Origin of the sequence: Paracoccus onubensis (assembly GCF_003591515.1) — a bacterium.
GTDB classification, from domain to species: Bacteria; Pseudomonadota; Alphaproteobacteria; order Rhodobacterales; family Rhodobacteraceae; genus Paracoccus; species Paracoccus onubensis.
Genome location: NZ_QZCG01000007.1, coordinates 204,527 through 216,834 on the forward strand (window position 1 = coordinate 204,527; position 12,308 = coordinate 216,834).

At 59.3% G+C, this 12,308-nt stretch carries 12 protein-coding genes and 1 riboswitch; of the genes, 5 read left to right on the forward strand and 7 right to left on the reverse strand.

Annotated elements, in window-relative coordinates; all coding sequences use genetic code 11:
* Nucleotides 1-8: 8 nt before the first annotated feature.
* The 5 genes from proX (at nucleotide 9) to D3P04_RS11905 (ending at nucleotide 5,809) form a co-directional block, all read left to right on the forward strand.
* Nucleotides 9-995 carry a glycine betaine/L-proline ABC transporter substrate-binding protein ProX gene (proX, locus tag D3P04_RS11880; protein ID WP_119749101.1) on the forward strand — a complete coding sequence of 329 codons (987 nt, stop codon included), beginning with the start codon at nucleotides 9-11 and terminating at the stop codon, nucleotides 993-995.
* 89 nt (nucleotides 996-1,084) lie between these two features.
* A complete protein-coding gene (locus D3P04_RS11885; protein ID WP_232844989.1) occupies nucleotides 1,085-2,014 on the forward strand; it encodes a GlxA family transcriptional regulator in 930 nt (309 codons plus the stop codon).
* A 571-nt stretch (nucleotides 2,015-2,585) separates the two neighbouring features.
* Entirely contained in the window at nucleotides 2,586-3,605 is a 1,020-nt protein-coding gene (gene dusA, locus D3P04_RS11890; protein WP_408634374.1) for a tRNA dihydrouridine(20/20a) synthase DusA, read from the forward strand.
* Between the two features lie 232 nt (nucleotides 3,606-3,837).
* Nucleotides 3,838-3,969: riboswitch (FMN riboswitch) on the forward strand.
* A 76-nt stretch (nucleotides 3,970-4,045) separates the two neighbouring features.
* Entirely contained in the window at nucleotides 4,046-4,522 is a 477-nt protein-coding gene (locus tag D3P04_RS11900) for a 6,7-dimethyl-8-ribityllumazine synthase (protein WP_119749107.1), read from the forward strand.
* 129 nt (nucleotides 4,523-4,651) lie between these two features.
* Nucleotides 4,652-5,809 carry an iron-containing alcohol dehydrogenase gene (locus D3P04_RS11905; RefSeq protein WP_119749109.1) on the forward strand — a complete coding sequence of 386 codons (1,158 nt, stop codon included), beginning with the start codon at nucleotides 4,652-4,654 and terminating at the stop codon, nucleotides 5,807-5,809.
* Between the two features lie 99 nt (nucleotides 5,810-5,908).
* On the opposite strand, the gene D3P04_RS11910 is transcribed toward D3P04_RS11905, so the two are convergent.
* The 7 genes from D3P04_RS11910 to D3P04_RS11940 all read right to left on the reverse strand — a co-directional run bounded on the left by D3P04_RS11910 (nucleotide 5,909) and on the right by D3P04_RS11940 (nucleotide 12,271).
* A complete protein-coding gene (locus D3P04_RS11910; protein ID WP_119749111.1) occupies nucleotides 5,909-6,313 on the reverse strand; it encodes a hypothetical protein in 405 nt (134 codons plus the stop codon).
* On the reverse strand, nucleotides 6,310-7,179 hold the full coding sequence (gene mmsB / locus D3P04_RS11915) for a 3-hydroxyisobutyrate dehydrogenase (protein WP_119749113.1): 870 nt from the start codon (nucleotides 7,177-7,179) through the stop codon (nucleotides 6,310-6,312). Before mmsB ends, D3P04_RS11910 begins: the two co-directional genes overlap by 4 nt.
* The gene (locus D3P04_RS11920) at nucleotides 7,176-8,186 is read right to left on the reverse strand and encodes an enoyl-CoA hydratase/isomerase family protein (RefSeq protein ID WP_119749115.1); all 1,011 of its coding nucleotides are present in this window, start codon (nucleotides 8,184-8,186) and stop codon (nucleotides 7,176-7,178) included. The genes mmsB and D3P04_RS11920 overlap by 4 nt, the downstream gene beginning before the upstream one ends.
* A gap of 5 nt (nucleotides 8,187-8,191) precedes the next feature.
* A complete protein-coding gene (locus D3P04_RS11925; protein WP_119749249.1) occupies nucleotides 8,192-9,337 on the reverse strand; it encodes an acyl-CoA dehydrogenase family protein in 1,146 nt (381 codons plus the stop codon).
* Nucleotides 9,338-9,467: 130 nt separating this feature from the next.
* Nucleotides 9,468-10,430 (reverse strand): GTP cyclohydrolase FolE2, encoded by a 963-nt coding sequence (folE2, locus tag D3P04_RS11930; protein WP_119749117.1) that lies wholly within the window; start codon nucleotides 10,428-10,430, stop codon nucleotides 9,468-9,470.
* Nucleotides 10,431-10,720: 290 nt separating this feature from the next.
* Entirely contained in the window at nucleotides 10,721-11,908 is a 1,188-nt protein-coding gene (gene metZ / locus D3P04_RS11935) for an O-succinylhomoserine sulfhydrylase (RefSeq protein ID WP_119749119.1), read from the reverse strand.
* Between the two features lie 48 nt (nucleotides 11,909-11,956).
* Nucleotides 11,957-12,271, reverse strand: a complete 315-nt coding sequence (locus D3P04_RS11940) for a CYTH domain-containing protein (protein ID WP_232844982.1) — start codon at nucleotides 12,269-12,271, stop codon at nucleotides 11,957-11,959.
* Nucleotides 12,272-12,308 lie beyond the last annotated feature (37 nt).

Genomic DNA, 12,308 nt, shown 5'->3' on the forward strand with positions numbered 1-12,308 from the left:
GAAAACAGATGAAACACATCATGCTGACGACGACGGCGCTGCTGTCGCTGGCTGCGGGCGCGGCCTTCGCTCAGGACATGCCGGGCGAAGGGGTAACGGTGCGTCCGGTCATCCAGCCATTGCTGGAAGAGATGCTTCAGGCGCGGGTTCTGGTCCGGGCGTTGGAGGATCTTGGCTATGAGGTCGAAGAACCACAGGAGGTCCTGGCGCAAACCGCGCATCTTGCCGTCGGAACAGGGGATGCGGATTTTTATCCGGCGAGCTGGAATCAGCTTCACGATACCTTCTATCAGGAGGCTGGCGGCGACGAAGTGCTGAGCAAGGTCGGCACGTTGATCGATGGTGCGCTTCAGGGCTATCTGGTAGACAAGGCCAGCTATGACGAGGGCATCCAAAACCTTGGCGATCTGAAGGATCCCAAGGTGGCGGCACGTTTCGACGCTGATGGCGACGGCAAGGCCGATCTGGCGGGCTGCGTGCCGGGCTGGGGCTGCGAGCGCGTGATCGAGCATCAGCTCGATGAGTTCGAACTGCGCGATACGGTGACCCACAATCAGGGCGAATATACGGCGATCATCGCCGACACCATCGCCCGGCATCAGAATGGCGATCCGATCCTGTATTTCACCTGGACACCGTATTGGGTCTCGGGCGCTCTGGTGCCGGGTGAGGATGTCGAATGGCTGGAGGTGCCGTTCTCGACCCTGCCTGACGGACAGGAGGGCGAAACGGTCTATGACGGCAAGGATCTCGGCTTTGTCGTGGACAGCATCCGGGTCGTCGCCCGGAATGACTTTCTCGAAGAAAATCCGGCAGCCGCGAAGCTGTTCGAACTGGCGGCGATCGACATCAACGACGTGTCGGCCGAGAACAAGCTGATCGCCGACGGCGAGGACTCCTCCGAGGATATAGATCGCCATGTCGATGACTGGATCGCCTCGCATCAGGAGGAATATGACGGCTGGCTGGAGGCAGCGCGAGGAGCCGCGAAGTGACGAAAGCGGATGGGCGCCGAAAGGGTGCCCAATCCGGCCTCCATGGTCGCGTCGTTTCAGGCAGTGCTGCGCCTGAAACGGCGCATTTCGTGTTCCTGCTGGTCGAGAATTTCTCGCATCTGGCCTTTTCCTGTGCGCTCGAGCCGCTGCGCATCGCCAATCTGGTGTCGGGCGAGGAATTGTACCGCTGGTCTTTGATCTCCGAGGACGGCAAGACCGCCGTCTGTTCGAACCGGTCGGTGACATTGGCCGATCGCGGATTAGAGCCGCTGGATCGCCATGACCGGCTTTACGTGATCTCTGGCTTGCACGTTCAGGATCGTATCTCCGCTGAAACGCTGAACTTCCTTCGTCGCGAAAAGCGGCGCGGTGTTGCCATCGGCGCGATCTGTTCGGGCGCATATGTCCTTGCGAAAGCCGGGTTTCTGGATGGCGTGGAAACCGCAATTCATTGGGAATACCATGATCTGTTCATGGAGAAATTTCCCGAGGTTCGTCTGGTTCGCAACGTCTTTGTCGCCAATGCCCCGCATGTGACGGCATCGGGCGGCACCGCCGCCGCCGACCTGATGCTGCACCTGATCGCCCGTGATCACGGAGGGGAGCTTGCCGCAACCGTCGCGGACCAGATGGTCTACAATGCCGTGCGCGAGGGAACCGCCGCACAAACGGTATCGCTTCAGTCGCGGCATGGGATGCGGAACGAATATCTGGTCCGCGCCATCAGGATCATGCAGGACCACATCGAGGAACCGCTTGCTCCGCAAATCATTGCTCGCGAAATCGGCATCTCGATCCGCCAGCTCGAGCGTCTTTTTGGTAAATACCTGAACACGACCCCAAAACGTTACAGCATGGAATTGCGGCTGGACCGCGCCCGTCGTCTTATTCTGCAGTCCGAGGATTCGCTATCCCAGATAGCGATGTCATGCGGCTTTATCTCGATTTCTCACTTTTCCAAGGCTTTCCGCATGCGGTTCGGCATCTCGCCGCTCAAGCATCGTAGCAGGTTGGCGTGAGATCGGATGACAACACAGCTCCTTCTTCACCATAACATCGTTGCTGCTCGTGGGCGTCCGACTCTCTGGACGACTTCGCAGGTTGATCGGGCTGGTTGACACTGCCCGACCCGGGGATGTTGCAGGCGTGAGACTGGGAACCGGGTGCTGCAGGCAGGATTTGCTCCTGTCCCGTGCCGGGATCTGCTCATCGAGAGCTTCGGTCAGAGAGGGCAGATTCGCGGCTTTCGATCTTCCCAATGTCGTGCCGATCTCCGCGAGGTCTTCCTTATGGAGATCGCCAAGGTCCTTGAACGTCTTGGCCGCATCACCATTGGCGTGTATAGGTTGCCCCCGGTTCAATCTTGTCTTCGACATTCCGGGTCCATATCTCCACATTGCCGTGGCGAAGGACGGTTCCGCTGACATAGTGGCTCTCTGACCCGGGCCTGCCAAGTGTTCGAAGAAGGTTTTGAAATCGCGGCCATTTTCCTGTGCCCCATATATGCAGTGCAAGATTGGAACGTGGCGCAAATGCGCGTATTGGATTATGGAATGGAATGCGCACGCCACTGCGCAGAAAATTAACGGCATGTTCGAAATGAAGAAATATCAAGCACATATGCTTTCCGTCGCCCCGATGATGGATTGGACGGACCGGCATTGCAGATATTTTCACCGGCTGATGACGCGGCGGGCATTGCTTTATACCGAGATGGTGACTGCGCCCGCCATCATCCATGGTGATCGCGCGCGACTGCTGGATTTTGCGTCTGTCGAACATCCCGTCGCGTTGCAACTGGGCGGTTCGGAACCGGCTGAACTGCGCGAGGCGACGCGCCTCGCGGCGGACTGGGGATATGACGAAATCAATCTTAATGTGGGCTGCCCCAGCGATCGGGTCCAGTCGGGATGTTTCGGCGCGGTGCTGATGAAAACCCCTGGGCTGGTGGCCGATTGCGTGGCGGAAATGATGGCTGAGAGTCCCGTTGAAGTGACGGTAAAATGCCGGATCGGCGTCGATGATCAGGTGCCTGCGGAAATCCTGCCGGATTTCATCGAGACAATCAGCAGGACCGGCGTGCGCCGCATTGCAATTCATGCCCGGAAAGCCTGGTTGCAGGGTCTTAGCCCGCGCGAGAACCGCGAGGTGCCGCCACTGGACTATCCGCTGGTCCATGCCATGAAATCCGCTTTCCCCGATCTGGATCTGTCAATCAATGGCGGGATCGACAGCCTTGACGAGGTTCGCGGGCATCTGGAGGTCATGGATGGTGTGATGATCGGCCGCGCGGCCTATCACCGGCCCTGGGATATGTTGGGGCAGGCGGACATGTTTTGGGATGAAGCCCCGCAATTTTCATCGGCGATTCAGGTGGCCGAAGCGATGCGCCCCTATATCCACGATCATCTTGCGGGTGGCGGGCGGTTGCATCAGGTCACCCGCCATATGCTGGGTCTGTTTCACGGACAGCCCGGCGCGCGCGGGTGGAAACGGACATTGTCCGAAGGGGCGGCGAGGGGCGGAATCGAGGTTTACGAAACCGCGTTGGCGCAAGTCACGCGAGCTGCAATCACCGAGTACCAGCGAGAAGAGACATTGCAGGGCTGAGACTATTCAGGTCCGCGTTTCGCCTGTTGCATCAAGGATGTCCCGGATATCGATACGTCCCGTAACCTGTCGGGACATCTGACAGTATCGCGCGGCCATGTCGTTATTCAGGGGCCCGTGCACCATGTCGGAGCTCCCGGGCCAGTCATGAAAGACATCGGGCGGCCCGTGGCCGTGTCGCGCCGAGCCGCCGCTTTTCACTTGGCGGCCCCGAAACACCATGCTAATCATTTCGCGTTCTCAGGGCGGGGTGCAATTCCCCACCGGCGGTGATAGCCCGCGAGCGCTTTCCCATCCGGGAAAGGTCAGCAGATCCGGTGGAACTCCGGGGCCGACGGTATAGTCCGGACGGAAGAGGACCGTGGCTGCATCCGTTCCCATGGATCAGTCATGGCTCGTGCTCTGGGGCCTGACGCAATTGAACGGTAGGTTCCTGAATTATGACCAAGACGACCAATCCCCGCATCGCATTCATCAAGGCCCGCTGGCATGCCGACATCGTCGATCGTGCCCATGAAGGCTTCACCGACGAGGCCACGCGCCTGATTCCCGCTGCGCAGATCGACGTTTTCGATGTGCCCGGCGCGTTCGAGATGCCTCTGCTGGCCAAGAAACTGGCCCAGACCGGCAGATATGACGCCGTGGTTGCTGCGGCTTTCGTTGTGGATGGCGGAATTTATCGCCATGATTTCGTCGCGGGCGCCGTCGTGACCGGCTTGATGAATGTCGGGCTGGAAACCGGCGTGCCCTGTTTCTCGGTATCGCTGACCCCGCATAATTATCAGGAGGTCGACGTGATGACGGCGTTCTTCCGCGATCATTTCGTCAAGAAAGGACGTGAAGCAGCCGAAGCCGTGCGGCAGATTCTGTCCCTGGATGCACAATTGGCCGGGGATGAACGCGCGGCGGTCGCCTGATCGTCGATTCTCCCGGTACTCATGTGAATAGATGCCGGTCTTGCCGCCCGTGATACAGGCACGGGCTTCAGGGCGATATGTTTCCGGTATAAAAGGCCTAAGCATTTTCTTCGCATGAGGAGCCATGTCATGGCCAACCCCTTCACATTCGCGACCGCAACCGAAATCCTGTTCGGTCGCGGACAGGCTGCCATTGCCGCGGATCGTATCGCAGCTTTGGGATCAAGGGTGCTGCTGGTGCATGGAAAAAACCCTGCCCGAAGCGATGGGTTGCGGCGCGATTTGTCTGCCAGGAGCTGTGCGTTAACCAGCTATCCAGTGGCATCCGAACCGGATATCGCCATGATCGAAACCGGCATAGATACGGCCCGTTCCGGCAATGCCGAGATTGTTGTCGCCGTCGGAGGCGGTGCCGTGATCGATGCCGGCAAAGCGATTGCGGCGCTGGTGCCCGCCAGCCGGCCCATGCTGGACCATCTGGAGGTTGTGGGGCAGGGATTGCCGCTGGATCACGCTCCGCTGCCCTTCATCGCCATGCCGACCACTGCCGGAACCGGTGCGGAAGTCACGCGCAATGCGGTGATTGGTGTGCCCGAGCATCGGCGCAAGGTCAGCCTGCGCGATGCACGGATGCTGCCACGCCTTGCCATCGTCGATCCGGCATTGGCGGATGGCTGTCCGCCCGCGGTCACGCTGGCCTCGGGGCTGGATGCCATCACCCAGGTGATCGAGCCTTATATCTGTACGCGCGCCAATCCGCTGACCGATGCGCTGTGTCGCGATGCCATTCCGCGGGGTCTGGCGGCGCTGCGCCGTCTGATGGAGGAGGGCGAGGATGCCCGGGCAAGGGATGAAATGGCATGGGTCAGCCTGTGCGGCGGCCTGGCGCTTGCCAATGCCGGCCTTGGTGCGGTCCATGGCCTGGCCGGGCCACTGGGCGGGCTGACCGGCGCGGCGCATGGCGCGATTTGTGGGGCGCTGTTGCCGCATGTCCTGAGGGCGAATCGCCGTGCTGTCTTCAGCGATGACACTGCGAGGCGGCTGGATGAGATCGGCGCATGGATCAACGAAGTTTTCGGTAATGGCGAGGCTGGATTGGAACGGGGGGCGAACATGCTGGCGGATTGGTCGCATGCGCATGGTCTTGAGACGCTGACCGGCCTTGGTATCGATGAAGAAGCGCAAACAGCAGCAGCCGAGGCGGCGGCAAGTTCATCTTCGATGAAAGCCAATCCCGCAGAACTGTCTTCGGCGGTTTTGCGGGACATCATGCGGGCGGCGAATTGACGTGTTTTTACGACAAAGCCGCCCGAAGATTCTGCCTCCGGACGCGGAATTTTCCGATATGGACATAAACGCGGCGTTTCCGCTCTGGCGCGAATTACCCTAATCCAGAACCGTGCTCTGGCTACGCAGAATTGACAGGACTTTCCCGGTTTTGGGGTCGATCCTGATCAGCATGCCATGCGCGATGGCATATTTGCTGTCTGCGGGTTCGGGACCCAGTCCGTAAAGGCCAGGCTGGGAAATAATATGAACTTCTTCGGCGGGCAGGACATCGCCGACACCGAAGCCAGAAGATTCCGCATCCGGCGCCCCGGCTGCGAATGATTGCGGCGCATAAACCACCCCGCCGCTTGTAAGTACGGCCATAACACATGCCGTTGCAAAAATACGAACATAACCCATCTGCGATATAAGTCCCTGGCTTTTACTTGCTGTATGACTTGTCAGATAGGTAACTTCCCACAACAGCGCGGGTTCCATCCGGTTCCCGCTTTGCGCGGTCATCCGTTCATTTTGACGAATCTTGGCAACATTGCCGAGAAATCGCGCCCGCGCCCGTCCTCTTGTTCGACGAATTGCTCGTATAATTGCAGGGCGAGCTCGCCCATAGGTGTCTGTGCCCCGGCCGAGCGGGCAGCATCCCGGGCAAGTCCAAGATCCTTCAGCATCAGATCGGCGGAGAAACCGGGTCGATAATCGTTATCCGCAGGCGATTGCGGGCCGATACCAGGGGCAGGGCAATAGGCGTTCATCGACCAGCTATAGCCCGAACTCGTTGAAACCACATCGAACATCTTCTGCCGGTCCAGTCCAAGCTTGTCGGCCAGGGCAAAGGCTTCGCAGGTAACGATCATCGTCGCGCCAAGGATCATGTTATTGCAGATCTTGGCGGCTTGTCCGGCGCCGGAATCGCCGCAATGGACCGCCTTCTGGCCCATGATATCGAAGAGCGGAGAGACCGTCGCGAATGCCGCGCCGCTGCCGCCGACCATAAAGGTCAACGTGCCGTTCTGCGCGCCGCCGATTCCGCCCGATACCGGCGCATCCAACGCCCCCAGCCCCGCCGCGCTTGCCCCCGATGCGACGGTGCGGGCAGAATTCACATCCACGGTCGAGCAATCGCAAAGGACCGCGCCGCGTTTCATGTTCGGGATGATCTGTTGGGCGACCATTTTCAGGATCGCGCCATTGGGCAGCATGGTGATGACGACATCGGCATCCCTGACCGCATCTGCTGCGCTGCCCGCCGATGTCAGCCCGGCGGGAATGGGTGCGGCAGTGTCGAAGCCGGTGATCTCATGCCCGGCTTTGGCCAGATTGGCGGCCATCGGCGCGCCCATATTCCCCAAACCGATGAATCCGATTTTCATGCCGTCTCCTCCTTCCAGCGAAGTTCATACTCGCCCAGCGACTCGAGAATCCTCGATATATTCGCCTCCGATGCATCCGCCGACCATTGTGGTTCGCGGTCCTTGTCGATGATTTGTGCACGCACGCCTTCCAGAAAGTCGCTGAATTCGGTCGCGCGCCAGGTAAAACGGTATTCGCGGCTCAGCGATTCCTGTATGTGCCGGTCCCCGCGCGAAGCCCGGATCATTACCAGACCCGCCGCCATGGACAGGGGCGAACTCCGGCGGACAGATTTCAGCGTGTCCTCATCGCCGGCTTTTTCAAGTGCGGCGACGATGTCCTCCACATGCCGCTCGCCAAAGGCGGACAGGTCGCGCCTGGATAACGGGGCAGGGGGCGGCGTCTTGCTTTTGATCCGGGCGGTATCGCCGCTTTGCTCCAGATCGGCGATCAGGGCCGGCCATTCGGCTTCGGGCAGGTAGTAATCGGCGAAACCGGCCTGGATGGCATCACCCGGGCCCATACGTTCGGATGTCAGGCCCAGATATTCCCCGATGCGGCCCGGAGCCCGGCCGAGTAGCCATGTTCCGCCGACATCCGGGATCAGACCGATGGTGGCTTCCGGCATGGCGATTTTGGTCGTGTCGCCGACGATACGATGGCTTGCATGACCACCGACGCCGACGCCCCCGCCCATCACGAAACCCTGCATGAAGGCGGTGATCGGTTTCGGATAATCGGCGATTGTCGCGTTCATCCGGTATTCGTCGCGAAAAAAGTCACGTCCGACCTGATGGTTGCCCGCCATTCCGGCGCGATAGACCTCGGCGACGTCGCCACCCGCGCAAAACGCCTTTTCGCCTTCGGCCGTAACGATGATCAGATCGACCTGCGGATCGTCACGCCAATCATTCAACGCCCCAAGCAGATCAAGCGCCATCTGATGGCTGAGCGCGTTCAGTGCCTTGGGCCGGTTGAATGTGATATGTCCGGCGCGGCCGGATTTATAAATCTTCAGGTCAGTCAACTAGGTTACCCCCGTTCCGCCAGCATGGCGCGGCCGACGATCAGCCGCATGATTTCATTCGTGCCTTCCAGGATTTGATGCACGCGCAGATCGCGCACGATCTTTTCGATGCCGTAATCCGCCAGATAGCCATAGCCGCCATGCAGTTGCAGACATTGATTTGCGACCTCGAAGGCGCGGTCCGTTACGTAAAGCTTCGCCATCGCGCAGAATTTGGTTGCATCGGGGGCGCGGCTGTCAAGTTTCCATGCCGCCTGTCGCAGAAAAATCCGCGCCGATTGCATTGCGGTTTCCATTTCGGCCAGCCGGAATTGCAGCGCCTGAAACTGATCGAGAGATTGCCCGAACGCCTTGCGCTCGCCCATATAGGCCAGCGTCCGGTCAAGCGCGGTCTGCGCGCCGCCCAGCGCGCCGGCCGCGATATTCAAACGCCCGCCGTCAAGGCCGGCCATTGCATAGGAAAATCCTTTGCCTTCTTCTCCCAGCAGATTTTCATGCGGCACCATGCAATCGTCGAATTGCACCTGTGCCGTGGGCTGCGCGCGCCATCCCATCTTGTCTTCAAGAGCGCCAAAGGAAAGACCGGCGGCACCATCCTCGACGATCACGGTGCTGATGCCCCTGGGTCCGTTCTCACCGGTACGGAGCATGGTGACATAGGCGTCCGAATAGCCGCCGCCCGAGATGAAGGCCTTGGTGCCGTTCAGCCGATAGCCCTCATTCGTCTTTTCGGCACGGGTCCGAAGTGCGGCGGCATCCGATCCGCTGCCCGGCTCGGTCAGGCAATAGCTGAAGATTTTTTTCATGCTGCACAGATCGGGCAGCCATTTTTCCTTTGTTTCTGCGCTGCCGAACTTGTCGATCATCCCGCCGCACATATTGTGAATCGACAGGAAGGAACCAACCGCGGGATCCGCCATGGCCAGCGCCTCGAAGACAAGCGTGGCGTCAAGGCGGCTGAGACCCGAGCCGCCATATTTCTCATCCACATATAATCCGCCAAAGCCAAGCTGCGCGATTTCGGTCCAGAGATCGCGGGGGATCGTGCCCGCCGCTTCCCATTCACGCGCATTTGGCGCGATGCGGCTCTGACTGAAATCGCGGGCCATGTCGAAAATGGCCTGTTGTTCTTCGCCAAGTGCGAAATCCATGCCGATGCTCTCCCTGGACGCGCGGAATTCACCGCCCATTTACTATCCGAATCTTGCAGGGGTGTTGCAAGCATCCGTCAGGCGGTATCAGGGCAAAATCGTTTTGCGTTTTCGCAAACCGATAAAGAAATCAGCCCATCTTTCCTGCAAAGGTCATGGGATCAAGCGATGATTGCGCGAATGTCGGGCCATTGGTCAACAGGCTGACTGCGTCATGCGAATGCAGGGATTCCTGATGACTGGCGATGACGCGGAAATCGCCGATCCGTGGATCGGATTGAAGCTCCTGCGAGAACGCCCGAACCGCATCCTCCACGAAAATCGGGTTCGCGGCGTTCAGTTCCGCAAATGCCTGCTCATCCTCGCGCTTGACCATGACCTGCGTTTCGGTCGGAACGGCACGGCGGCAAAGCTCGACCATATCCTCGAACCACAGCTTTTCATGCCCGTTCATGACCAGAGAAATCCGCGCGATCGATCGCTGGGAATGTGGGGTTGCAAGACGTCCCCGCACCTGCCGCGCATGCTCTGACAATTCAAGCGAGCAGGGGCAGGTCGAGGAATAGACATAATCGAAATGCATCACGCGCAGGCGCTGGCCCTGATGCTCGAACACTTCCTGCGCGATATCGTAATATTGCCAGCCGGACAGGCCCGAGCGCAGCGAATCCATACGGATCGGATAAGAAAAGCGCATCTGTATCCGGGCATCGAACGCTTCGAGATCCGCCTTGTAATCGTCCAGCGCGGCTTCCATCACCTTGAGGCTGAAAAGATGATCGGCATGGACATAGAATGAGCGCATGATCCGGCTCATGTTGATCCCCTTGCGATCCGCCTCAAGGCTGACCGTGCCGGTGACGCTGGTTTCCAGTGTGATCTCTCCGCCATCGCGGGTCTGATAGCGGATGGGCAAGCGGAAATTCGAGATACCGACATGCTGAATGGGCGCATGCGCACCCACGATCAGGCTGGCTGGGCCGTTCTGCAGATCTGGCAGATTTGCCTTATAGGCATCGTCAACGCGGAAATCCGCATCGTAATCGCGTACCAGCGCAGGATAGGCCGGGATAAGCGGGCGAGATTCGGTCATCGAGCAAGCTCCTTCGGACTGCGACAGCCAATATGAGGTTAATTTAAGCATTTCTAAAGGTCTGAGGCAGAAAAATCAGACAAAAGGCAGCAAAAAGAAATTGCTGGTATATTTACCCGAATAGCGTTCGGGCCATCACTTGAATCGGGTTTCTGGTGGTTTGCCCGGAAATCGGAGCGCTTGAACCGCGCATGCCTCATTGCTACGGCACCATTATCGGTGCCGGGATCGGTTTTCCCGCATTGCTGAACCGGTTTTATCCCGGCTTGCGGCCGGGCTGATCCACCTGCCTAGTTGCCCAGAGCCTGTTTCAGATCGTCGATCAGATCCTGAGCGTCCTCCAACCCGACCGAAAGGCGCAGCAGCCCCGGGGTAATGCCAAGCTGCGCCTTGTTTTCATCGCTCAGCCGTTGATGAGTGGTTGTCGCGGGATGGGTCACGATGGATCTCGCATCTCCCAGATTGTTGGAAATCGCGATGACCTTCAGCCGGTTCAAGGCGGCGAATGCGGCGTCCTTGCCACCCTGAACTTCAAACGTGATCATGGTTCCGCCCGAACCCATCTGCTGCATCGCCAATTCATGCTGAGGGTGATCGGGCAGGCCCGGATATCCCACATGCTGCAGTTTTGGGTGACCCTGCATCGCCTTGGCAATTTCTTCCGCGTTGCCCGCCTGTGCCCGGACACGCAGATCCATCGTGGTCAGCCCGTTCAGCATGATCCAGCTATGGAAAGGGCTGATCGCGCCCCCGGTATGTTTCAGATAGGGTTCCGCCGTACCGCGAACATAGTCCCGCGAGCCGCAAATGATTCCGCCAAGGGCGCGCCCGCCGCCATCTATATGCTTCGTTGCCGAATAGACAATGATATCGGCGCCCTGTTCGACCGCGCGCGAAAAGACAGGGGTGGCGAAGACATTATCCACCACCACAAGCGCACCGGCGGCATGGGCAAGTTTCGAGACGCCGGCGATATCCACGATTTCCAGCCCCGGATTCGAGACCGACTCGAAGAAGACCGCCTTGGTGCCGGGCCGAATGGCTTCTTTCCACTGATTCAGGTCGGTTCCGTCGACGTAAGATAGCTTGACCCCGAATTTTGCAAGCAAATCCAGGACATATAGGCAAGATCCAAACAGCGCCCGCGCCGCGACCACATGATCGCCCGGTGCGCAAAGCGAGAATAGCGCGCCATTCACAGCTGCCATTCCGCTTGCAGTCGCAAAAGCGTCTTCGGTGCCTTCGAGGGCGGCCATACGGTCTTCGAACATGCGGTTGGTCGGGTTGCCGTAACGCGCATAGATAAACTCGTCCGGGCCTGATTCCACAAACCGGGCTTCTGCCTGTTCGGCGCTGTCATAGACGAATCCCTGCGTCATGAAGATCGCCTCGGCCATCTCGCCATATTGGCTGCGGCGGGTTCCGTGATGGACGGCTTGTGTGCGGGGGTGAAGCCCCTTGGCCTGCGTAACGCTCATATCCTGATTGCCTCTTGGTGGTCCAAGCGGCTTAATCCCGCCAAAAGATCATTGCAAGCCCCGCGACCAGATAGGACGGCGGCTCCGTCGGTGCATTTGCGGCCCATAGCGTTTGTCCTCGGTCACCTCCTTGCCGAACCATGTCGGCGGAACGAGGGCGCTTGCTGCTTCTTCAGAGGAAAACTGCAGCTCGACCAGCATCAATGGTGCCAAATGACCTGAAAAGACATCGAACTCGAATACCTGCCCGCCGGGCAAGATCCCGAGGCGGCGCGTCTTTTCCACGCGGCGGCCCTCGGTCGCGGGCCAGAGGCTTTGGAACTGTGCCGCCCCGATGGCAATTTCGCGTTCCTCGCGAGTCATCCTCCCATCGGACCTCATCGTAAGGGAATAACCTTCG

Bases quoted from the DNA above. Each gene is read 5' to 3' on its own strand.
- dusA (WP_408634374.1), top strand. From the start codon at position 2,586: ATGTTCGAAATGAAGAAATATCAAGCACATATGCTTTCCGTCGCCCCG.
- proX (WP_119749101.1), top strand. From the start codon at position 9: ATGAAACACATCATGCTGACGACGACGGCGCTGCTGTCGCTGGCTGCG.
- D3P04_RS11905 (WP_119749109.1), top strand. From the start codon at position 4,652: ATGGCCAACCCCTTCACATTCGCGACCGCAACCGAAATCCTGTTCGGT.
- D3P04_RS11900 (WP_119749107.1), top strand. From the start codon at position 4,046: ATGACCAAGACGACCAATCCCCGCATCGCATTCATCAAGGCCCGCTGG.
- D3P04_RS11940 (WP_232844982.1), bottom strand. From the start codon at position 12,271: ATGACTCGCGAGGAACGCGAAATTGCCATCGGGGCGGCACAGTTCCAA.
- folE2 (WP_119749117.1), bottom strand. From the start codon at position 10,430: ATGACCGAATCTCGCCCGCTTATCCCGGCCTATCCTGCGCTGGTACGC.
- D3P04_RS11925 (WP_119749249.1), bottom strand. From the start codon at position 9,337: ATGGATTTCGCACTTGGCGAAGAACAACAGGCCATTTTCGACATGGCC.
- mmsB (WP_119749113.1), bottom strand. From the start codon at position 7,179: ATGAAAATCGGATTCATCGGTTTGGGGAATATGGGCGCGCCGATGGCC.
- D3P04_RS11910 (WP_119749111.1), bottom strand. From the start codon at position 6,313: ATGACCGCGCAAAGCGGGAACCGGATGGAACCCGCGCTGTTGTGGGAA.
- metZ (WP_119749119.1), bottom strand. From the start codon at position 11,908: ATGAGCGTTACGCAGGCCAAGGGGCTTCACCCCCGCACACAAGCCGTC.